The organism is Epibacterium sp. Ofav1-8 (assembly GCF_022348185.1).
Lineage (GTDB): Bacteria > Pseudomonadota > Alphaproteobacteria > Rhodobacterales > Rhodobacteraceae > Epibacterium.
In genome coordinates this window covers 337250-356204 of the sequence record NZ_JAKRFD010000003.1, presented here as the reverse complement: position 1 = coordinate 356204, position 18955 = coordinate 337250, and the positions used below count along the sequence as shown (strand labels likewise).

General features: G+C 64.5%; 22 protein-coding genes. 6 read left to right on the top strand and 16 right to left on the bottom strand.

From position 1 onward, the window contains the following. Positions 1-128 precede the first annotated feature (128 nt). The 3 genes from MHM97_RS06985 (at position 129) to MHM97_RS06975 (ending at position 3744) form a co-directional block, all read left to right on the top strand. Positions 129-1274, top strand: a complete 1146-nt coding sequence (locus MHM97_RS06985; RefSeq protein ID WP_239321174.1) for an AI-2E family transporter — start codon at positions 129-131, stop codon at positions 1272-1274. A gap of 9 nt (positions 1275-1283) precedes the next feature. After that, on the top strand, positions 1284-1970 hold the full coding sequence (locus MHM97_RS06980; protein ID WP_239321171.1) for a DnaA ATPase domain-containing protein: 687 nt from the start codon (positions 1284-1286) through the stop codon (positions 1968-1970). Between the two features lie 127 nt (positions 1971-2097). Further along, complete coding sequence (locus MHM97_RS06975) at positions 2098-3744, top strand: Ppx/GppA family phosphatase (RefSeq protein WP_239321168.1); 1647 nt, start codon at positions 2098-2100, stop codon at positions 3742-3744. A gap of 52 nt (positions 3745-3796) precedes the next feature. Here MHM97_RS06975 and MHM97_RS06970 read toward each other — a convergent pair whose 3' ends face one another. Further along, complete coding sequence (locus tag MHM97_RS06970; protein ID WP_370645687.1) at positions 3797-4198, bottom strand: hypothetical protein; 402 nt, start codon at positions 4196-4198, stop codon at positions 3797-3799. 55 nt (positions 4199-4253) lie between these two features. Then, positions 4254-4472 (bottom strand): hypothetical protein, encoded by a 219-nt coding sequence (locus tag MHM97_RS06965; RefSeq protein ID WP_239321166.1) that lies wholly within the window; start codon positions 4470-4472, stop codon positions 4254-4256. Between the two features lie 95 nt (positions 4473-4567). Between MHM97_RS06965 and MHM97_RS06960 the strand changes: the two genes are divergently transcribed. Further along, the gene (locus MHM97_RS06960) at positions 4568-5467 is read left to right on the top strand and encodes a LysR family transcriptional regulator (RefSeq protein ID WP_239321163.1); all 900 of its coding nucleotides are present in this window, start codon (positions 4568-4570) and stop codon (positions 5465-5467) included. Here MHM97_RS06960 and MHM97_RS06955 read toward each other — a convergent pair. The 4 genes from MHM97_RS06955 to MHM97_RS06940 are packed head-to-tail and all read right to left on the bottom strand — an operon-like array spanning position 5464 to position 8307. Next, positions 5464-6465 (bottom strand): endonuclease/exonuclease/phosphatase family protein, encoded by a 1002-nt coding sequence (locus MHM97_RS06955; protein WP_239321160.1) that lies wholly within the window; start codon positions 6463-6465, stop codon positions 5464-5466. The genes MHM97_RS06960 and MHM97_RS06955 overlap by 4 nt on opposite strands. Further along, positions 6446-7153 (bottom strand): molecular chaperone DjiA, encoded by a 708-nt coding sequence (locus MHM97_RS06950; protein WP_239321158.1) that lies wholly within the window; start codon positions 7151-7153, stop codon positions 6446-6448. Before MHM97_RS06950 ends, MHM97_RS06955 begins: the two co-directional genes overlap by 20 nt. Before the next feature lie 9 nt (positions 7154-7162). After that, positions 7163-7708, bottom strand: a complete 546-nt coding sequence (locus MHM97_RS06945; RefSeq protein WP_239321156.1) for a GNAT family N-acetyltransferase — start codon at positions 7706-7708, stop codon at positions 7163-7165. Beyond that, complete coding sequence (locus MHM97_RS06940) at positions 7705-8307, bottom strand: VOC family protein (RefSeq protein WP_239321153.1); 603 nt, start codon at positions 8305-8307, stop codon at positions 7705-7707. Before MHM97_RS06940 ends, MHM97_RS06945 begins: the two co-directional genes overlap by 4 nt. Positions 8308-8538: 231 nt before the next feature. Between MHM97_RS06940 and MHM97_RS06935 the strand changes: the two genes are divergently transcribed. Next, entirely contained in the window at positions 8539-9027 is a 489-nt protein-coding gene (locus MHM97_RS06935; protein WP_239321150.1) for a VOC family protein, read from the top strand. A gap of 170 nt (positions 9028-9197) precedes the next feature. On the opposite strand, the gene MHM97_RS06930 is transcribed toward MHM97_RS06935, so the two are convergent. From MHM97_RS06930 to MHM97_RS06920, 3 genes are read right to left on the bottom strand one after another with little or no spacing between them, the layout of a single operon-like run. After that, entirely contained in the window at positions 9198-9494 is a 297-nt protein-coding gene (locus MHM97_RS06930; protein WP_239321148.1) for a putative quinol monooxygenase, read from the bottom strand. A gap of 15 nt (positions 9495-9509) precedes the next feature. Next, a complete protein-coding gene (gene scpA / locus MHM97_RS06925) occupies positions 9510-11639 on the bottom strand; it encodes a methylmalonyl-CoA mutase (protein WP_239321145.1) in 2130 nt (709 codons plus the stop codon). Then, positions 11602-12558 carry a hypothetical protein gene (locus MHM97_RS06920; RefSeq protein ID WP_239321142.1) on the bottom strand — a complete coding sequence of 319 codons (957 nt, stop codon included), beginning with the start codon at positions 12556-12558 and terminating at the stop codon, positions 11602-11604. The genes scpA and MHM97_RS06920 overlap by 38 nt, the downstream gene beginning before the upstream one ends. A gap of 169 nt (positions 12559-12727) precedes the next feature. Here MHM97_RS06920 and MHM97_RS06915 point away from each other — a divergent pair, with 169 nt between their 5' ends. Then, a complete protein-coding gene (locus MHM97_RS06915; RefSeq protein ID WP_239321139.1) occupies positions 12728-13255 on the top strand; it encodes a DUF4174 domain-containing protein in 528 nt (175 codons plus the stop codon). 67 nt (positions 13256-13322) lie between these two features. Here MHM97_RS06915 and MHM97_RS06910 read toward each other — a convergent pair whose 3' ends face one another. The 7 genes from MHM97_RS06910 to MHM97_RS06880 all read right to left on the bottom strand — a co-directional run bounded on the left by MHM97_RS06910 (position 13323) and on the right by MHM97_RS06880 (position 18951). After that, complete coding sequence (locus MHM97_RS06910; protein ID WP_239321136.1) at positions 13323-13898, bottom strand: hypothetical protein; 576 nt, start codon at positions 13896-13898, stop codon at positions 13323-13325. 188 nt (positions 13899-14086) lie between these two features. Continuing rightward, entirely contained in the window at positions 14087-16117 is a 2031-nt protein-coding gene (locus MHM97_RS06905; RefSeq protein ID WP_239321133.1) for an acetyl-CoA carboxylase biotin carboxylase subunit, read from the bottom strand. Positions 16118-16260: 143 nt separating this feature from the next. Next, entirely contained in the window at positions 16261-16464 is a 204-nt protein-coding gene (locus tag MHM97_RS06900; RefSeq protein ID WP_239321130.1) for a hypothetical protein, read from the bottom strand. Positions 16465-17001: 537 nt separating this feature from the next. Then, positions 17002-17349: a hypothetical protein gene (locus MHM97_RS06895; protein ID WP_239321128.1), complete on the bottom strand. Its 348-nt coding sequence runs from the start codon at positions 17347-17349 to the stop codon at positions 17002-17004. Between the two features lie 69 nt (positions 17350-17418). Then, positions 17419-17562, bottom strand: a complete 144-nt coding sequence (locus MHM97_RS06890) for a hypothetical protein (protein WP_239321125.1) — start codon at positions 17560-17562, stop codon at positions 17419-17421. Between the two features lie 214 nt (positions 17563-17776). Beyond that, positions 17777-18292: a DUF6497 family protein gene (locus tag MHM97_RS06885; protein WP_239321122.1), complete on the bottom strand. Its 516-nt coding sequence runs from the start codon at positions 18290-18292 to the stop codon at positions 17777-17779. 308 nt (positions 18293-18600) lie between these two features. Next, complete coding sequence (locus MHM97_RS06880) at positions 18601-18951, bottom strand: hypothetical protein (RefSeq protein WP_239321119.1); 351 nt, start codon at positions 18949-18951, stop codon at positions 18601-18603. Positions 18952-18955 lie beyond the last annotated feature (4 nt).

The following is an 18955-nucleotide window of genomic DNA, read 5'->3' as shown; positions in this document are numbered from 1 at the left end:
TCATGTGTCAGAACGCATTGATGCCACGGCGGGCGCAAGTCTGACTTGAAACGCTGCGCCCCATCGGCGATCACAGGGGCATCCGCGATCCACCCGTCCGCGACCCACCAAAGCGAGGATGCCTGACCATGGCCCTGCCCGCCCGCAAACAACTGAAATACTGGGGAATTGCCGCCGTCCTCTTTGCCATCGTCATGTGGGCGCTTGGCAATGTGCTGATGCCCTTCATCCTGGGCGGTGCCATCGCCTATATGATCGACCCGCTGGCGGACCGGCTGGAACGCGCGGGCCTCAGCCGCGAGGGGGCGACGGCGGTCATCACGGTGGGGGCGGTGCTGATCTTTCTGGTGCTGCTGCTGCTGATCGTCCCCGCGCTGATCAACCAGATGATCGATCTGGTGCAGACGCTGCCGCAGGCGCTGTCGAACCTGCGCGACTTTGCCCAGGAGCGGTTCCCGGCGCTGTTCGAGGACAACAGCCAGGTGCGCGAGGCCCTGGCCGGCCTGTGGAAGATGGTGCAGGACAAGAGCATCAGCCTGCTCCAGACCTTTGTCGGCTCGGCGATGTCGCTGCTGAACATCGTGGTGCTGCTGGTGATCGTGCCGGTGGTTGCGGTCTACCTGCTGGTGGACTGGGACCGGATGGTGGCCCGCATCGACGAGCTGCTGCCGCGCGATCACGCGCCGGTGGTGCGCAAGCTGGCCGGCGAGATCGATGCCGTGCTGTCGTCCTTCATTCGCGGCATGGGCACGGTCTGCGTGATCCTGGGCACCTATTACGCGGTGGCGCTGATGCTGGTGGGGCTGAACTTTGGTCTGGCGGTCGGGTTTGTCGCCGGTCTGGTGACCTTCATCCCCTATCTCGGGGCGATCTTTGGCGGCGTGCTGGCGATCGGTCTGGCACTGTTTCAGTTCTGGGGCGCGGCAGAGGGCGCCGACGGCGAAATGATCCGCCAGAGCACCGACTGGCTGCGCATCGCGCTGGTGGCGGGGATCTTTGTGATCGGCCAGATGGTCGAGGGCAACTTCCTGACCCCCAAGCTCGTCGGCAACTCTGTCGGGCTGCACCCGGTGTGGCTGCTGCTGGCGCTGTCGGTCTTTGGCGCGCTGTTTGGATTTGTCGGCATGCTGATCGCGGTGCCGGTGGCTGCGGCGATCGGGGTGGTTGCACGATTTGCCGTGGACCAGTATCTGCACAGTCGCCTCTATCAGGGGCTGAGCCACCGGGACGTCGCGTCCCTTTCCGCCGAGGCGCCGCAGGACGGTGCAGAGTAAGAAGACCCGATGTCCGAACAGCTGAGCTTTGATCTCCCGGCGAAACCTGCGCTGGGGCGGGATGATTTCTTTGTTGCGCCGTCGAATGCCATGGCCGTGGCGCTGATCGACCCGAGTTTTGCCTGGCCTTCGGGCAAGCTGGTGCTGACCGGGCCCAAGGGATCGGGCAAGACCCACCTCGCCCACGTCTGGGCCAAGGAAAGCGGCGCCCGCGTGGTGCCTGCACAGCAGCTGACCGAGGCCGACGTGCCGGAACTGGCCAGCGGCCCGGTGGCGATCGAGGACGTGCCGGAAATCGCCGAAGACGCGCTGGCGCAAAAGGCGCTGTTTCACCTGCACAACATGGTGCTGACCCATGGCCACCGGCTGATGCTGACCGGTCGTCCGGCGCCCAACCTCTGGGGGCTGGGGCTGGCGGACCTGCAAAGCCGGGTGCAGGCGGCCACCCATGCCGCGCTTGAGGCCCCCGATGATGCGCTGCTGGCGGTGGTGCTGGCGAAACTGTTCAACGACCGCCAGATCACCCCGAAACCGGACGTGATCCCCTACCTGGTGGGGCGCATGGACCGCAGCTTTGCCGCGGCGGCGGCGGTGGTCGATCAGCTCGACCGGCTGGCGCTGGCCGAGCAGCGCACCCTGAGCCGCGCGCTGGCGATTCGCATGATGGCCGCCGACCGCGAAAGCGAAGACAGATGACCCCGCGCCTCTGCCGCCCAAGGACCACCCTGTCACCGCGGGCGGAATTGACCTCCGCGACCCGATACATCATTCTTTCCAAAGCCCAAACATCCGGTCCCCAGGGCCGGACCATCCCGGAGCCCGCATGACGATCCTGCCAGACGCCCCGCACCTCGCCTCCGAGACCACGCCCTCCGACGGCACAGAGTCCGATCTGGAACCGCCCACGGGCAGCAGCGAGGACTGGGGCCCGTTTGGCCGCCCGTTGTTCGATGATCCGGATGCCCGCGCCCTGAAACGGGTCGGCGTGGTCGATGTGGGGTCGAACTCGGTGCGACTGGTGGTGTTTGACGGCGCTGCCCGCAGCCCGGCCTATTTCTACAACGAAAAGATCATGTGTGGCCTTGGCGCCGGCCTGTCGGAAACCGGCAAGCTCAATCCGAAGGGGCGCGTGCGCGCGCTGGAGGCGCTGAAACGCTTTCAGATCCTGGCGCAGGGCCTCCTGCCCTATTCGCTGATCGTGGTGGCCACCGCCGCCGTGCGCGATGCCAGTGACGGGCCGGAATTCTGCGCCGAGGTGGAGGCCGCCACCGGCCTGCGCATCCGTGTCATCACCGGCGAGGAAGAGGCGCGGCTGTCGGCGCAGGGGGTGCTTCTGGGCTGGCCCGGTGCCTATGGTCTGATCTGCGACATCGGCGGCTCCTCGATGGAGCTGGCGGAAATCCACGACGGCGAGGTCGGCAAATGCGTGACCTCGAACCTCGGCCCGCTGAAGCTGAAGGACATCAAGGGCGGGCGCCGGGGCCGCAAGAAACACATCGACGAGGTCATGGTCGCGCTGCGCGACCAGCTTGGCGATCAGCGCGACCGGCTGTTTCTGGTCGGCGGCAGCTGGCGGGCCATCGCCCGTGTCGACATGCTGCGGCGCAACTACCCGTTGACGGTGCAGCACGAATACCGCATGACCGCCAAGGACGTGCGCGAAACCGCCAAATACCTGGAAAAGAACGATCTCGACAAGATCCGCAGCGAGTGCGGCATTTCCTCGGCCCGGATGGCGCTGGTGCCCTATGCGGCGGATGTGCTGTCGCGCCTGATCAAGACCTTTCGCCCCAAGGACATCGCCATTTCCAGCTATGGTATCCGCGAGGGTCTCTTGTATGAACAGATGCCCGAGCGGCTGCGCGAACGCGACCCGCTGATCGAGGCGGCCCGCTTTGCCGAGGCCAAGGACGCGCGGGTGCCGGGCTTTGGCAAGACGCTCTATACCTTTGTAAAACCGCTGTTTTCCGGCGAACCCTATGCCAAGATGCGGCTGGTCAAGGCCGCCTGCGTGCTGCATGACGTGAGCTGGCGCGCGCATCCCGATTACCGCGCCGAGGTCTGTTTCGACAATGCCACCCGCGCCAATCTCGGCGGGCTGAAACACGCGGAACGGATCTTCCTCGGGCTGGCGCTGCTGCATCGCTACCGCAACAAGCGGCAGGGCACCCATTTCGAACATCTCTATGATCTGCTGGCCCCGGCACAGCAGGTAGAGGCCGAAATCCTCGGCAAGGCCATGCGCTTTGGCGCCATGCTGATGGTGGGCGAGGATCAGGACATCGGCCGCCTGCGCTGGCAGCCGCGCAAACGCATCCTGCATGTGGAGCTGCCCGCCGCCAGCGCGGCGCTGTTTGGCGAGGTGGCGCAATCGCGGCTGATGTCGCTGGTCAATGCGCTGGAGGCCGAGGTGCGGGTTACCATCGCCGGCAAGCGCGGCGCGTTGTTGGAAAAGGACGCGCGGGGCTAGCGTCCCAAGATCACCGCGGGGCGAACGCCCCAAGATCACGACCGCGCGCGGCTCAGAGCTCGATACTGCCGTCCTCTTGCGCCTCTGGCGAGGTCTCGGGCTGTGGGTCCTTGCGGCGGATGATGATGTCGCCGTTGGGCAGGATTTCCGGCATCTCATAGACGCTCCAGTCCTCCACCTGATTGGCGATATCCGCCAGCGCAGGCCCCATCTCCATGAGGAAGCTGCGCATGGAAGGGCCGATTTCCGCAAAAAGGCGCGCGGCCTCGTCCAGCGTCGGCTCCATCTCGCGGCGCAGCCCCTCAAAGAACAGCTCCGCTCCGCGCTCCATCAGCGTCGGCCCCTCCTCGTCCGTCGGGGCGTCTTCTGCGGCGAGCGGCAGGGCCAACAGGGCCGCAACCCCGGCCCCAAGGGCAAGGCGGCGAAACATGCGGGGGCGAATATCCTGTGTCATGGCTCTGACTATAGCGCGCTTCTGTAACAGGCATAGGGGGACAAATCCGCGCCGCTTACCCCCGCCACATCGGCTTGGCGATCTCTTGCCGAAGGGCGGCGCGGGTCCAACCTGCGTCCTGCAAGGCGCTGTCGGGCGCGCCGAGCAACTCGCGTGCCAGCATCAGGCGCAGGCGACGACGGGCAAACCACAGCGCCAGCCCCCGCTGATCCGGGGCACAACAGGTCGGGCGCAAGGGGCGCGCGTGCGGCAGGGTCAGAATATCGGCAGACATAAGAGGCTCCTTTGTTCCTATATCGCCAAATTAGACCTATAGTGACCGCAGAAAAATTGAGTTCTTCTCCTGCCCTTTGGTCTTTTTAGGAACATATGCGACATCTGCCACCCCTCTCCGCCCTACCCGCCTTCGAGGCCACCGCCCGGCTTGGGTCGGTGACCGCTGCGGCCGCCGAACTGGGCCGGACCCATAGCGCCATCAGCAAACAACTGCGTCATCTGGGTGAGGATCTGGGCGGCGCGCTGTTTGAAAAAGACGGCACCGGATTGCGGCTGACCCAGCGTGGTGCACAGTTGCAGGCGGAGCTGCGGCCCATGCTGGACCGGCTCGATCATGTGGCGCAGCAGTTGCGACAGCAGCAGGACCAGCGCCGGGTGCGACTGGCGGTGAGCGCCACCTTTGCCACCCGCTGGCTGACCCCGCGCCTGCCCCGGTTTTATGCGCAGCACCCGGATGTGGAGGTGGATCTGCTGATGTCCGGTCCCCACCGCGACATGCGCGACACCTATGATCTGATCCTGAGCTATGACCGCCTGCGCGGCCCTCTGCGGGACACGCGCAAGCCCGAGATCCTTGGCGACACCTCTTATGGTCCGGTCTGCGCGCTGGGCTATCCGCTGGTGCAATCGACCGAGGGCTGGCGTGCGGAGCTGCGGCTGGTGCACGCAGGTGCGCCGCAATCCTGGGACGCGTGGTGCCGTCTGAGCGGCGTGGCCCTGATTGCTGCGCGTGAGAGCGCCTATCCGCACCACATCCTCGCACTGGAGGCGGCGGCAGCGGGGCTTGGCGTGGCGGTGGCGGAGCGGCGGCTGGTGGCGGATGATCTGGCCTCGGGGCGGCTGATTGCGCCGCTGGGGTTTGTGCGTGTGTCCAATGGCTTGCAGGCGATCGTCACCCCGGCGGGTGAGACCAGCGGCCAGCACAAACATGCGGTGCGCGCGGTGCTGGACTGGCTGCGCGCCAGCGTCGCCGAAGAAAACGCACAGGATTAGCCGGGTGCTAACGCCAGATCCAGCGTGACCGGGAAATGGTCCGATGCCGTCAGGAGCGCCTGACAGAGCGTGGGCGTGCCATAGCAGGCGGCGTCCTCAAACGGGTGCCAGATGCGCCATTTCGGCTGATGCGCCCGCAACGGCGGCGAGATCATGATGTAATCCAGCAGTGCCTGAAAATACCGCCCTTCCAGATGGTTATAGAACCGTGCCGAGGTCGGCAGCCCCTGTTGATTGGGCCGAAGCAAATGGCGCGCGTGGGGGTCAAACAGCTCTGCCCCCATGATGATTTCCACCGAAGAGCGGCCAAAGAGCGCCTCGTAAACATCAAGGCCGGGGCCGTCGTTCAAATCCCCCATCACCACCAGCGGATCGCCCGCCTCCAGATGGTCCTCCACCCGCCCCCTGAGCCAGACCGCCTGCGCCAGTTGCTTGCGGCGGTTGGCAATGGAGATCGCGCGGGCTTCTTCCGGGGTGCGGGCGCCATGGGGGGCCTTGGATTTCAGATGCGCGCCGATCAGGCGAAAGGGCTTACCTTCCGCCGGGGTCACCATAAGCTCCATCGGGGGTTTGGAAAACCGCACCATATCGGCCTTGGCATCCACGTCGAGGTCGATTTCAAACGTCGCATCAAACCGGGGCGCGCGGGGCGATGAGATGGGCGCATGTTCCGCCTGCATCACATTGGAATCAAATAGAAATGCGATTTCCTGACGGGTATCATTGGCAAAGCCCATCACCACGTCCCTTGTGCGCAGTTCAGCCCATTCGGCAAACCGCGTGAGCGCGCGCACGGTGCTTTGACGTTTGCCGGTGTTGGGGCCCTCAATGATGGTGATGCCATCGGCGTCAATGGCGCGCAGCACATCGGCAATGGCCTCGGCCTGCGCGCGGCGGCTGACCTCGTGTCGGGCGGAGGGGGAGTCATCCAGACGCAAGTGATCGCTCTCGTCAAAGAGCGCCTCGAACCATTCGATATTATACGTGCTCAGGCGCATGATCGCGGGCTTGCGCCTTGCCACTGAGGTCTTCCCACGCGCGGTTGATGTCGACCATGCGCTTTTCGGCCAGCCGGATCGCCTCTTGCGGGACGCCGCGCGCGATCATCGCGTCGGGGTGATTGTCGCGCACCAGCCGACGCCAGATGCGGCGGATGTCTTCCATCGGGGTGCCGGGGGCCACGCCCAGCACCTCATGCGGGTCCTTGGGGGCATCCTCGACAAACCGCGCCCGAAGCGAGCGGAACTGTGCCTCGGACTGGCCAAAGATGCGGCTCACCTCCTCAAGGAACACGTCCTCATTGGGGTGGTAGAACCCATCGGCAATGGCGATGTGAAACAGCCCCTCCATCAGGTCGCAGAGCGTTTCGGGGTCATCCGAGAACATCGCCCGGATGCGGCGGGCATAATCGTCGTAGCCTGCGATATCCTGCCGGGCGAGGTTGAAGACCCGCGCCGCCTGCGCCTCATCCTCGGCGGCGATCTGGAACACCTCGCGAAAGGCGGCGACCTCATCGCGGGTCACCTGCCCGTCGGCCTTGGCCATTTTGGCCCCCAGCGCGATCACCGCAATGGTGAAGCCCACGGAGCGTTCCGGCGGCGTGCGCAGGCGGTCGAACACTTCGGCCAGGCTTTCGCCCTGCGTCAGCGCCGCAAGCGCCTCGGTTATGCGGGTCCAGAGTGACATAAGGCCAGTTTAGCCGGGATTGACCGCGCTGTCAGGCGGGGCAGTGCCGTCCTCACGCAGAATTTTCTGCATCAGCACAAGATCAAGCCATTGATCCCATTTGCGCCCCACCTGCGGCAAGCGTCCGACCTCTGCGTAGCCACAGGCGGCGTGGAACTGTTGGGCTGCAGGATTGGCGCTGCTGATGGCGGCGACCATGACGTGGATGCCGCCGTCAATGGCTCGGTTTTCTAGTTCTGTCAGGAGCTTACGCCCTGCCCCTCGTCCACGGGCGGCCTCTGAGAGGTAGATCGACAGCTCTGCCGTGTGGCGATAGCCCTCACTGCTGCGAAAGCCCGTATAGGTGGCGTAGCCAAGGAAGTCCCCACCCGTATCTTCGGCCACCAGAATGGGCGGATCACCATAGAGGATATCATCCTGCCAGTCGCTGAGCGCGCGCGCCTCGGTGGCGAAGGTCATAAGCGTGGTGTCAACGATGTGGCGCTGCAGATGCGTGATCGCCTCGGTATCGCTGTCGCGGGCGAGCCTGATCCGCGTCGTCTGTGCGGCGGTCATGACAGATGGCGCAGCCCGTGCGGCGTGTCGATTTCCGCCCGCAACGCAGCGGGGCCGGGTTCAAACACCACCCGCGCATCATCAAGCGGCAGCAGCTCTGCCAGAGCCTGCGCCTCCGGGTGGGAGACCACCAGACGACGCAGGCTACAGCCCTGTTGCGTCAGGCGCGGTGCAGGGTGCGGCCCCTGCCACTGGATCAGCGCGGGAAAGATGTTGTCATAGGGCAGGATACCGCTTTTGGGCACCGCCATTTGCCAGCTGAGATCCCCACGGGTGAGCGAGACCGGCGCACCCGCATCCACCGACAGCGCGGCCAACGTGCTGTCCAGATCGCTGCTGCGGCAGATCCAGTTGGTGATCCGGGCCGCACCTGCAAACCGGTCCAGATCAAACCAGCGCGGCTGGCGTTGCGGCGTGGCCTCTGGGTCGATGGCGATGGCCTCCAGATAAAGCCCGTCTGCCAGCCCCAGAAGACGGTTGTGGGTGCCAAAGACCGCATGTTCCCCGCCCGGCTGCATGGGCACGCCAAGCGCCTCCTCGACATGGGCGGTGGCCTCGGCCAACGTGTTGGCGGCAATGGCGAAATGGTCGAGTTCCATGGTGAGGCCCCTTGGCTGGATCGGTGTGGTCCTGAGCGGCAGCCTAGCAAATCCGGGGGGGAAGGAAACCCGCATTGCGCGCGGATCGCAGAGGCATCGCGGTCTTGATGTGCGGTCTTGATGTTTTGTGCTTGATCTAAAGTGAGCTTGAGGAATTACCGTCTGAGTCGCCGCCCCGGTTGTGCTGCTCTGCATCCCAAGGGGCGCACCGACGATGACTGGAGTTCACATATGCACGACCCTATGACGCCCGAAGACTGGGCCGTAAACCACATCCTTGGCATCTATGAGACGCATCTGCCGGTGCGGGATCTGGACCGTTCTCTGGCGTTCTATACCGGCCAGCTGGGATTAAAGCTGGCGCATCGTTTGCCCGCGCGCAATGTCGCCTTTGTCTGGGCCGGCCCCAAGGAGGTGGGCATGCTGGGCCTCTGGGGGGCGGGCAGCGCGCCGTTGAGCATGACGATGCATTTCGCGTTTCGCGTAACAAAATCAGCCGTGTTGAGCGCCTGCGAGGTATTGCCGCGCCGGGGCATCACGCCGCTTGGCTTTGGTGGGACACCGGTCACAGAGCCGGTGGTGTTTGGCTGGATGCCTGCGATGTCGATCTATTTCAAGGACCCGGACGGCCACTCCATCGAGATGCTGCATATGCTGGAAGATGAGCCAGATACGGATTTTGGCGTACAGGGCTATTCCGACTGGCTCAACCGAGCGTAACCGGAGTGATAACCGGGGCCGCTCCCGCCCGTCCCGGTGGCATGGAACATGCCACCACGCCCGTTGGGCGTGGCGCGTCGCACCCATAGGGTGCGACGCGCGCAGCCGACCCTCTCGTCGAGGGTCGGCTGCCACCGCCAGGATGAGACCCAGCGCCCAGGATCAGGACCCTAATCTTCGGTGATTTCATACGCGCGACGTATGCCCTGCGTTTTTTGCCCCCAGAGGGAGGCCCCTGCCCGCAGTTGATGCGCGTCGAACGCCGCGCGATCCGTGAAACATTCCTCCACCCGCCAGACGGATGGATCATCGGTTTGTGTCACCTCAAAGGACAGGCACCCCGGCTCCGCCCGCGTGAGGCGGATATGCTCCGGCAGATACTGCGCCACCAAGGCCCGCTCCTGCGCCGAAGCGCAGAAGAGATGCCCCGAGAGGTGCAAGCGGCCCTTGGGGGTTGCATCGCTCATATCGCACCCCTTGCGTCAGCTGCGGGCATCGCGGATCAGCTCCAGAATGTCCTGCGCGGCGGTGGGGATATTGGTGCCGGGGCCAAAAATGGCCTTCACCCCTGCCTTATACAGGAACTCATAGTCCTGCTGCGGGATCACCCCGCCACAGATCACGATGATATCCTCGGCCCCTTGTGCCTTCAGCTCGGCGATCAATTGCGGTGCCAGCGTCTTGTGCCCCGCCGCCTGAGAGGAGATGCCGATCACATGCACGTCATTGTCGATGGCGTCTTGCGCGGCCTCGGCCGGGGTCTGGAACAGCGGCCCCACGTCCACGTCAAAGCCGATGTCGGCAAAGGCGGTGGCGATCACCTTGGCGCCCCGATCATGGCCGTCCTGCCCCATCTTGACCACCAGAAGACGCGGGCGGCGGCCCTCTTCTTCGGCAAAGGACTCGATGGATTTCTGGATCGCGGCAAAGCCCTCGTCGCCCTCATAGGCCGCGCCATAGACACCGGCGAGGGTTTTCACCTCGGCGCGGTGGCGGCCGAACTCTTTTTCCATTGCCATACTGATTTCTCCGACTGAGGCCCGGGCACGGGCAGCCTCGACCGCCGCTTCGAGCAGGTTGCCGCCCTCGGACGCGCGGCGGGTCAGCTCGGCCAGTGCTGCCTCGCAGGCCGCCGTATCACGGCTGGCGCGGATCTGTTTGAGCCGGGCGATCTGGCTGTCGCGCACCTTGACGTTGTCCACATCAAGAATGTCGATCGGGTCTTCCTTGTCCTTGCGGTATTTGTTGACGCCGACGATCACTTCTTCGCCGCGGTCGATCATCGCCTGACGGCGGGCGGCGGTTTCCTCGATGCGCAGCTTGGGCATGCCGGAGGCGACGGCCTTGGTCATGCCGCCCATCTCTTCCACTTCCTGCATCATCGCCCAGGCCTTTTCGACCAGCTCGGCGGTGAGGCTTTCGACATAATAGCTGCCCGCCAGAGGGTCGACCACATTGGTGACACCGGTTTCTTCCTGCAAAATCAACTGCGTATTGCGCGCAATTCGTGCAGAGAAATCGGTGGGCAGCGCGATCGCCTCATCGAGCGCATTGGTGTGCAGACTTTGCGTGCCGCCCAGAACCGCGCTCATCGCCTCGTAGGCGGTGCGGATGACGTTATTGTAGGGGTCCTGCTCCTGCAGGCTCACGCCCGAGGTCTGGCAATGGGTGCGCAGCATCTTGGAGCGATCGGATTTGGCGCCGAATTCGGTCATCACCCGATGCCAGAGCGTACGCGCGGCGCGCAGCTTGGCGGCCTCCATGAAGAAGTTCATGCCAATCGCAAAGAAGAACGAGAGGCGGCCTGCGAATTTGTCCACGTCCATGCCCGCCTCGATGGCGGCTTTGACGTATTCGCGCCCGTCCGCCAGCGTATAGGCGAGTTCTTGAACGAGGTTCGCGCCCGCCTCCTGCATGTGGTAGCCGGAGATCGAGATGGAGTTGAATTTCGGCATCTCGTTTGCGGTGTATTCAATGATATCCGCAATGATCCGCATCGAGGGTTCGGGCGGATAGATATAGGTGTTGCGGACCATGAACTCCTTGAGGATGTCGTTCTGAATGGTCCCGGAGAGGAGCGCCTTGTCGTGGCCCTGCTCCTCGCCTGCGACGATGAAGGAGGCCAGGATCGGGATCACGGCACCATTCATGGTCATGGAGACCGAAACCTGATCGAGCGGGATGCCGTCAAAGAGGATTTTCATATCTTCAACGCTGTCGATGGCGACGCCCGCCTTGCCGACATCGCCCATCACCCGTTCGTGGTCGCTGTCATAGCCGCGGTGGGTGGCGAGATCGAAGGCGACGGAGACGCCCTGCTGACCGGCGGCAAGGTTGCGGCGGTAAAAGGCGTTGGATTCCTCGGCCGTGGAAAAACCCGCATATTGGCGGATGGTCCAGGGGCGGCCGGCGTACATGGTGGCCTTCACCCCTCGGGTGAAAGGGCCAAAGCCCGGCAGCGTGCCCATATGGCCAAGGTTTGCGGTATCCTCAGCCGTATAGATCGGCTTTACGTCGATGCCTTCGAGGGTCTGCCAGGTGAGATCCTCGAGCGGGCGGCCACGGAGCTCCTTTTCAGCCAGTGCCCGCCAGTCTTCCGGTGTCTGGGTCATGCATTTGTCCTCTTGTCAGGTCATCCTGCGGCACGCGGTCCGCCGCAGCAGGGGGAGTGGCTGTGATGTCCGATTTGTTCGGATCTTCAACCAGTTCGGCGAGGCCGTCGGCACCGCCGACCAGCCACATCATATCGTCATAGTAGCTTTCCCGCAGGCTTGCGGTCTCGGCCTCGGAAAACGGCATCCAGCGGCCGTCGCCCTCAGGCAGGGCCCGGGCGAAACGCTCCGGCAGGTCGCTGCGCAGTTCCGGCAGGCGGGCGCAGGCATTGAGACGGAAGCTGCCGCGCGCGGGCGGACAATCGACGCCGGTCATGGCCGAGAGCTGTGCTTCGGGCTGGGAGGCAAAGACCTCATGCGCAAAGACCCGGATGCGGGCGCCGGGCATGGCGCAGTAGATGTCCTGAATCACATCGCGCCAGCTGCGCGGGGACGCTGCGATACGCGCCAGCGTGCGGGCGTTGGGCAGACGCAGGGACTGTTCCAGCCGCAGCGACAGTGCGGAGGCCCAGAAGCTCTCGGGACTGCGGATGTTGAGCATGACGTCGGTCACCGCCCCGTCAAAGGCATGATCCAGGCGCGACAGCTGCTCTCCGGCGCCGGGGTACAGCGCCCCGAGCGACAGGCTCTGCTCCAGCGCGCCCAGCATCCTGGCATCCGAGATCACCAGCGCCGCCGTTCCGGCCTCCTGCATTGCCACCAGTTGCAAGGCGATGCGCCCCTTGGCCCGTTCGACCGGATCCCGGCCCGTCACCGACACCGCGCCCGGCTGGACCCCGTGAAGCAGCCCCTTGCGGGTGCGCTCCGGCCCCCAGGACACGATCCCGTATTGCGACAGGTGATCGCCCTTGCGGGTGAGGTAGTTCTGGAAGCTGCGCGTCGCGCAGCGGTGGGCACCGATATGCAGAATGACTTTCATTGCAGGTTCTCCTTGCGCTGGCCCGGGCCCCGGAGTGGGCTCCGGCGGCAAGCTTGGCGCAAAAGGGGTTCTGTCCTGCTTAACGAAAGGTGATTTTTTTGTGTCCACAGCGGTTTCTGCGGTCGCTTTTACGGTCGGAGCACATATATTTCTGGTCAGAGGAGAGCGTATGAACAGAATGCACAGCCTGGCCCTGACCGCCGCCCTAGCCGCCCTGCCCCTGTCTTCGGTGGCCGTTGCCGCGCAAGAGACACAGGCCGCCGAAACCCTGTCGGAGGCCGCGATCAGCGAAGATGCGGCACCCGAAGACCTGTCGGCGGAGGCGGCCGAGCCCGCGTTCGAGATCCGCGACGGGTATGACGTGGAGATTGGCGAATACCGCTGGACCCACCGCCCGGTGGTGGTCTTTGCCGACAGCCCCGCCGATCCGCGATACCAGGAACAGATCGACGAGTTCCTGCAGGACATCCCGGCCCTGATGACCCGCGACGTGCTGGTCTTTGTGGACACCGATCCGGCGGCCAAATCGGCACTGCGCAAGAAACTGCGCCCGCGCGGGTTCATGCTGGTGCTGATCGGCAAGGATGGCGGCGTCAAGCTGCGCAAACCGCTGCCGTGGAGCGTGCGGGAGCTGAGTCGCACCATCGACAAGATGCCCATGCGCCAGCGCGAGATCGAGGACCGGCGCGGCGGCTGACCCGCCCGGATAGACCGGATAGACCGGGTGGCGTCCCGCGCCGCCCGATCCTGCCCCTGCGGCGCGCCTAAGAACTGCGCCCGCGCGAGAAGAACAGCCGCCTGTTGCGACGGTCGAAGACGGCCATGAACTTTTCTTCCGGTTCGAAGATCAGCACCGAGGTCGGGTCCAGCAAGGCGTTGAAATAGGCCTCTTCCATCTCGATCGCCATGCAATCCTTGCCGCCGGTGCCCGACGACAGCACCCCAAGCCCCTGCGGCAGATCGCGGGTCATGATCTTTTCGGTCACGACGGTGGGCGACATCCCCGGGATTTCGAAGGCCACCGCCTCGCCCTCGGTGATCGCACGCATGCCCGCATCGACGTTGCGCACCTTTTTCACCATCGAGCTGATGCGGCTCGCCTTCACCTCGAACAGGGCGGCGGTGCAATTGACCCGGGAAAAGAAATAATAGGTCTCGCCCAGCTTGACCCAGTCCTGCACCTGCGCGCGCACTTCCTCCTCCTGATCGAGGCTGCATCCCAGGAGCACAGCGGCCAGCGCGGGAACCGCTGCGGCCCGGAACATCAGGCGCCGCAAGGAGGATGGGGAAAAGGGCACGACCACGGACAAGATCTCCAGCATCATCAGCGCGCGAGGCAACAGCGCCAGGCAGACGCCTCGGCGAGGTGTTTTGCCCGACCCTAGGAACAGCGCCTTCAGAAAGCCTTAACAAACCCGCTGCAAGCGCCGGATTTTGCGGAGATTTTGACCCGCACAGCTGATCCGCCCCGGCGCCAGACGGCCCCGGGATCGGATCAGGGGATATGCGGGTCGCGGCAGTCACCGGATCACTCGAACTCGATGATCACATCATCCACCGCGAGGCTGTCCCCGGCGCCGGCGTTGATCTGCGTGACCACGGATTTCTTCTCGGCGCGCAGGATGTTTTCCATCTTCATCGCCTCGATGGTGCAGAGCGGCTGGCCCTCCTGCACCTCTTGTCCAACCTCGACGTGGATCTTCACCACCAGACCGGGCATCGGGCACAGGAGCATCTTGGAGGTATCCGGCGGCAGTTTCTCCGGCATCAAAGCGGCCAGTTCGGCCTGACGCGGACGGCGCACATGCACCTTGAGGTCGGCCCCGCGGCTGCGCACCCGGAAGCCTTGGGTGATCTTGTCGACCTTCAGTACCAGGGGCGCACCATCGGTCAGCACATGCGCAAGGCTATTCCCCGGCGTCCAGTCGGAGCTGACGCGGATTTCGCTCTTGTCCTCAAACCGCACGGTGGCGCCTTCGGGATCTGCGGAGATGCGCAGCGCATAAGAGTGATCGCCAATGGCCACCACCCAGTTGTTGCCGACACGGCGTTCGTGGTTGTCCATGCGGCCCGAGACCTGCGTGCGGCGGATTTCGGCAACACGGTGCATCGCCGCACAGGACGCCGCAATCCGGCGCAGGTCGCTTTCGGGCAGGTTCACGCCTTCGAACCCCTCGGGGTATTCCTCGGCAATAAAGGCGGTGGTCATATCGCCCGAGACGAATTTCGGATGATCCATCACCGCCGACAGGAACGGCAGGTTGTGACCGATGCCTTCGACCTCGAAACTGTCCAGCGCCACGCGCATCGCCTCGATCGCCGCCTCACGGGTCGGCGCCCAGGTGCAGAGCTTGGCGATCATCGGGTCGTAATACATTGAAATCTCACCGCCTTCATAGACGCCGGTGTCATTGCGCACGACCACATCGCCCGCATCCCCCGGTGCCACGCCGGGCGTATAGGCCGCCGTTTCCGCCGGGGGGCGATAGCGGGTGAGACGCCCGATCGAGGGCAGGAAGTTGCGGTAGGGATCTTCGGCATAAAGGCGGTTTTCAATCGCCCAGCCGGTGAGCTTGACGTCGTCCTGGGTGATCGAAAGCTCCTTGCCGGCCGCCACGCGGATCATCTGCTCCACAAGATCAACACCGGTGATGAGTTCGGTCACCGGGTGTTCCACCTGCAAACGGGTGTTCATCTCGAGGAAGTAGAAGTTCTTGTCGCCATCAACGATGAATTCCACCGTGCCTGCAGAGGCATAGCCCACGGCCTTGGCCAGCGCGACGGATTGCTCGCCCATGGCGCGGCGGGTCTCTTCATCAAGGAAGGGGCTGGGCGCTTCTTCGACAACCTTCTGGTTGCGGCGCTGGATCGAGCATTCCCGCTCGCCCAGGTAAACGCCGTTGCCATGGGTATCACAGAGCACCTGAATTTCGATGTGGCGCGGTTGGGTCACGAATTTCTCAATGAAAATCCGATCATCGCCAAAGGAGTTCGCGGCCTCGTTTTTGGACGACTGGAAGCCTTCGCGCGCCTCTTCGTCGTTCCATGCAATCCGCATGCCCTTGCCGCCGCCGCCCGCAGAGGCCTTGATCATCACCGGATAGCCGATGTCGTTTGAGATCTTCACCGCCTCATCGGCATCCGCGATCAGGCCCATGTAGCCGGGCACGGTGGACACGCCTGCTTCCTGGGCGATTTTCTTCGAGGTGATCTTGTCCCCCATCGCCTCGATCGCGCCTTTGGGCGGGCCGACAAAGGCGACGCCTGCGGCCTCCAGCGCCTCGGCGAATTTGGCGTTTTCCGACAGGAAGCCATAGCCCGGATGCACCGCCTGCGCGCCCGAGGATTTGATCGCCGCCATGACGTTGTCGATGACGATATAGGATTGGTTGGCGGGGGCTGGCCCCACATGCACCGCCTCATCCGCCATTTGCACATGCAGCGCCTGACGGTCGGCATCAGAGTAGATGGCGACGGTCTCAATGCCCATCTTGCGCGCGGTCTTGATGACGCGACAGGCGATTTCCCCCCGGTTGGCGATCAGGATCTTATCAAACATGGGCTGTCCCTTGTGGTCCGTGTTGATGGGTCTGGCGCGCACACAAAAAACCGCCGCGCACGGGGATGTCCCGTGGCGGCGGTGCGTCCGCGCCAAAGCGAAATGTCAGTGCCGCGCGACCCGGTCGCACGCCCGAGGCCAGCTTAGCAGCGGCCCGGGTTTTCCTGACAGTAGATGAGGTTACCGGCTGCGCCCACGGCTGCGCCGGTGACAAGGCTGCCGTTGAGCAGCGCCGCACCTGCGGCACCGGCGCCAGCGCCATAAAGCGCCTGCTCGCCGGTGGTGTCGCCACAGGCAGCAAGCACCGCGGTGCCTGCAAGGAAAGCGGCCAGAATGGATTTGCGCATCGGAAGACTCCTTTTCGCCGAGCTGCGAGATTTGGTCTCACTTTGCTCAGACAACGCGAAGCGTCCAGATATGTTCCACGCAGATTGTTGCGATGGGCGATGGATCGCCCGTTAATCCAGCGCAAGCGGCGACGTTTCGCCCATGGCGACACGGCCGCATGCCGCGCCCCTCCGGCGGTCTCGCCATGCAGGCGGCGCTTGGGCTGTTCGGCCTGGTGGCAACAAGATACGGAAGCGGTCGCAAACCCAAAAGCGGGCAGCTGGCACGGGGCTGTGCACAGCTGCCCAGTCAGGTTTTGGGGCCAGAACAACAGCCAGAAGGGACGAAACGGCTGTGTAGGCTCTGTCAGCCTGTCAGCCTCTGCGCGCCCTGCAAACCCGCCTGTCAACGCGGCGCTCATTTGGGCGCACGCCCGCGCAAATCGCCGCTGCGCCAGCGGGAAGACGCCGAGGCACCCGGCTCGAACGCGCCCCTGCGCGGCTTTCCGCTGCACAGGACGGCCCGTTCGGGTGATATGACGCCGATCCCGCATGCGATCAGCCCTCAAACGCCTCGGGGAACGAGCGGCGCGCGACCTCGACGTCGATCACCAGGAGCGACTCGTAGCTTTCAGGATCAAAGGGATCGTCCACCGCCAGCACCTCACGCCCGAACAGCCAGCTGAGCCGCCCTGCGTCGAGATTGCCGCGTTCGAACGGCTGGTCGCCAAAGTTTTCCCACAGCGCGCGCATGAAGCCCGCATCGGCCCGCTTGTCCGCAGGTTTGCGGTCGCGAAACCGTTCGCGCCGGGTGATCGGCGTCACCCCCTTGGGATTGGGGCGGCGGATGACAAATTGATAATCGGTGCCCGGAAGACGGCCGGGGAAGCCGCGATGTTTCAACATGGAAGTGCCTCCGGTCCGGCACCCCGCAGGTCGGAAAGGTCCGGCCACAGGGCCGGACCCCTGAAGTGTTTACTTGTATTTGCCGGTGTAGACCGGCTCTTGCGAGATCGGCTCGGGCTCGACCACGACGAATTCTTCTTCCTGCTGGCCGGCACAGGCGGTGACGGCGGCCAGGAGGCCTGCGAGGGTGAAAAGCTTGATGCTCTTGGACATGTCAGTCTCCTAAGATCATAGATGAAACCTGCACGGGCGTGCGCCCGCACCTCTGTCAGCCCGGCGGATCGAAATCCCCCCGGCCGAGGCGCATATTTGCGTCCTGCGCGCAGCATAGCGGCATTGGTTTGAAGGTTATATGCAAATTCCGCCGCCCGCGCCTGTTGTGGCGCGAAAACCGCAGAAAAATGCCGATCCGCAGGGCATGGGCGCATCAGAACCCCTCCCAGATGCAGGCATCGCCTTCGATGCGATAGGTTTCAAAGAACTGCGTCGCCTCCGGGGCCGACTGGCCAAAGGGCAGCGCGCGGTCCGACAGCGAGATCACCACCCGCTCCGGATGCAGGTCGTGATGGGCCAGATAGGGCAGCGCCAGCGTGGCGCAGAGATGGTCGATGTCGGTGGCGCTGGCGCCTTGGCTGGTCTGGCTGGCGATCTCCGGCGCGACAAACCGGAACCGCGCCCAAAGCGCGCCCGGGGCCTTGTCCAGAAGCACCTCGGACAGCGACACAGGCTGGCCGGAGGGCACGCGGATCCGCGCGCGCTCCTGTCCGTCACCCGATGCGCCCGCCAGGTCCGGCTGGTCGGAGGCCGCGCTGGCGGCAGACGGCAGGCCCAGACCGGTCAGCCCCAGCGCCATGGCCAGCCCCAGCGCCATGGCCAGCCCCAGGCCCACGGCCAATACAAAAGCCCGGCACAGATTGCGCCCCTGCTCTACCAGAGCGTGCATATCCAGTGTTGCGGTGTGACACCCGAAATTGCCGCAGCCCCGACCCCAATCAGATTGGGCTCCTCCTGCCGAGGCTGCGGGCGCTGCGCCGATGGCGCGCGCTGATCCTGAAGATCTGATTTCGGCTGGGACGGAGCATGCAACCGATTCGGCCTTCGTGTCAAACCCTGTTACAAATTTGTGCAACACCCGCCCGTCGTGCTGAAGCGCGTGGCACCCTGTGGACTCATCGGCACAGCCCGCCCCCGCAAGCGGCGATTTGTGACCTGATCGCCCGAAAATTACGCCGTTTTTACGTTGACTTAAGGTCATCTTAACACGCGCCCCGACCGCCCTGCCTGAGCCACCCAACGGGCGCGATGCGCCGGGCACGCCAGCAGATCGGCAATCTGTGCGCTCAGACCCGGCGCCACCGGTCCGGCAACGCGTCCGCCGGCGGTGAGGCGAATCACATCGCCCTCACGGCTGAGATGCACCACCGGAGAGAACCCCCGCACCCGCTGCAGCGCCCGCCACATGTCCTGCCGGATCTGATGCGCCAGCCGCACCGGATCCCCCATAGGGAGAGTGGTGCTGGCCGCCACATCAAAGCGCGGGGGCAGCTGACGGCAGAGCGTCAGAGCGCCGTCAGTGCGCAGGATATGCCAACGGGGTGCCATGGAT

Coding starts and splice junctions, on each gene's coding strand:
- scpA (WP_239321145.1), bottom strand. CDS start 11,639: ATGACCCAGACACCGGAAGACTGGCGGGCACTGGCTGAAAAGGAGCTC.
- MHM97_RS06955 (WP_239321160.1), bottom strand. CDS start 6,465: ATGCGCCTGAGCACGTATAATATCGAATGGTTCGAGGCGCTCTTTGAC.
- MHM97_RS06890 (WP_239321125.1), bottom strand. CDS start 17,562: ATGTCCAAGAGCATCAAGCTTTTCACCCTCGCAGGCCTCCTGGCCGCC.
- MHM97_RS06985 (WP_239321174.1), top strand. CDS start 129: ATGGCCCTGCCCGCCCGCAAACAACTGAAATACTGGGGAATTGCCGCC.
- MHM97_RS06920 (WP_239321142.1), bottom strand. CDS start 12,558: ATGAAAGTCATTCTGCATATCGGTGCCCACCGCTGCGCGACGCGCAGC.
- MHM97_RS06945 (WP_239321156.1), bottom strand. CDS start 7,708: ATGACCGCCGCACAGACGACGCGGATCAGGCTCGCCCGCGACAGCGAT.
- MHM97_RS06940 (WP_239321153.1), bottom strand. CDS start 8,307: ATGGAACTCGACCATTTCGCCATTGCCGCCAACACGTTGGCCGAGGCC.
- MHM97_RS06900 (WP_239321130.1), bottom strand. CDS start 16,464: ATGCGCAAATCCATTCTGGCCGCTTTCCTTGCAGGCACCGCGGTGCTT.
- MHM97_RS06880 (WP_239321119.1), bottom strand. CDS start 18,951: ATGGCACCCCGTTGGCATATCCTGCGCACTGACGGCGCTCTGACGCTC.
- MHM97_RS06935 (WP_239321150.1), top strand. CDS start 8,539: ATGCACGACCCTATGACGCCCGAAGACTGGGCCGTAAACCACATCCTT.
- MHM97_RS06915 (WP_239321139.1), top strand. CDS start 12,728: ATGAACAGAATGCACAGCCTGGCCCTGACCGCCGCCCTAGCCGCCCTG.
- MHM97_RS06975 (WP_239321168.1), top strand. CDS start 2,098: ATGACGATCCTGCCAGACGCCCCGCACCTCGCCTCCGAGACCACGCCC.
- MHM97_RS06930 (WP_239321148.1), bottom strand. CDS start 9,494: ATGAGCGATGCAACCCCCAAGGGCCGCTTGCACCTCTCGGGGCATCTC.
- MHM97_RS06965 (WP_239321166.1), bottom strand. CDS start 4,472: ATGTCTGCCGATATTCTGACCCTGCCGCACGCGCGCCCCTTGCGCCCG.
- MHM97_RS06895 (WP_239321128.1), bottom strand. CDS start 17,349: ATGTTGAAACATCGCGGCTTCCCCGGCCGTCTTCCGGGCACCGATTAT.
- MHM97_RS06980 (WP_239321171.1), top strand. CDS start 1,284: ATGTCCGAACAGCTGAGCTTTGATCTCCCGGCGAAACCTGCGCTGGGG.
- MHM97_RS06885 (WP_239321122.1), bottom strand. CDS start 18,292: ATGCACGCTCTGGTAGAGCAGGGGCGCAATCTGTGCCGGGCTTTTGTA.
- MHM97_RS06950 (WP_239321158.1), bottom strand. CDS start 7,153: ATGTCACTCTGGACCCGCATAACCGAGGCGCTTGCGGCGCTGACGCAG.
- MHM97_RS06960 (WP_239321163.1), top strand. CDS start 4,568: ATGCGACATCTGCCACCCCTCTCCGCCCTACCCGCCTTCGAGGCCACC.
- MHM97_RS06970 (WP_370645687.1), bottom strand. CDS start 4,198: ATGACACAGGATATTCGCCCCCGCATGTTTCGCCGCCTTGCCCTTGGG.
- MHM97_RS06905 (WP_239321133.1), bottom strand. CDS start 16,117: ATGTTTGATAAGATCCTGATCGCCAACCGGGGGGAAATCGCCTGTCGC.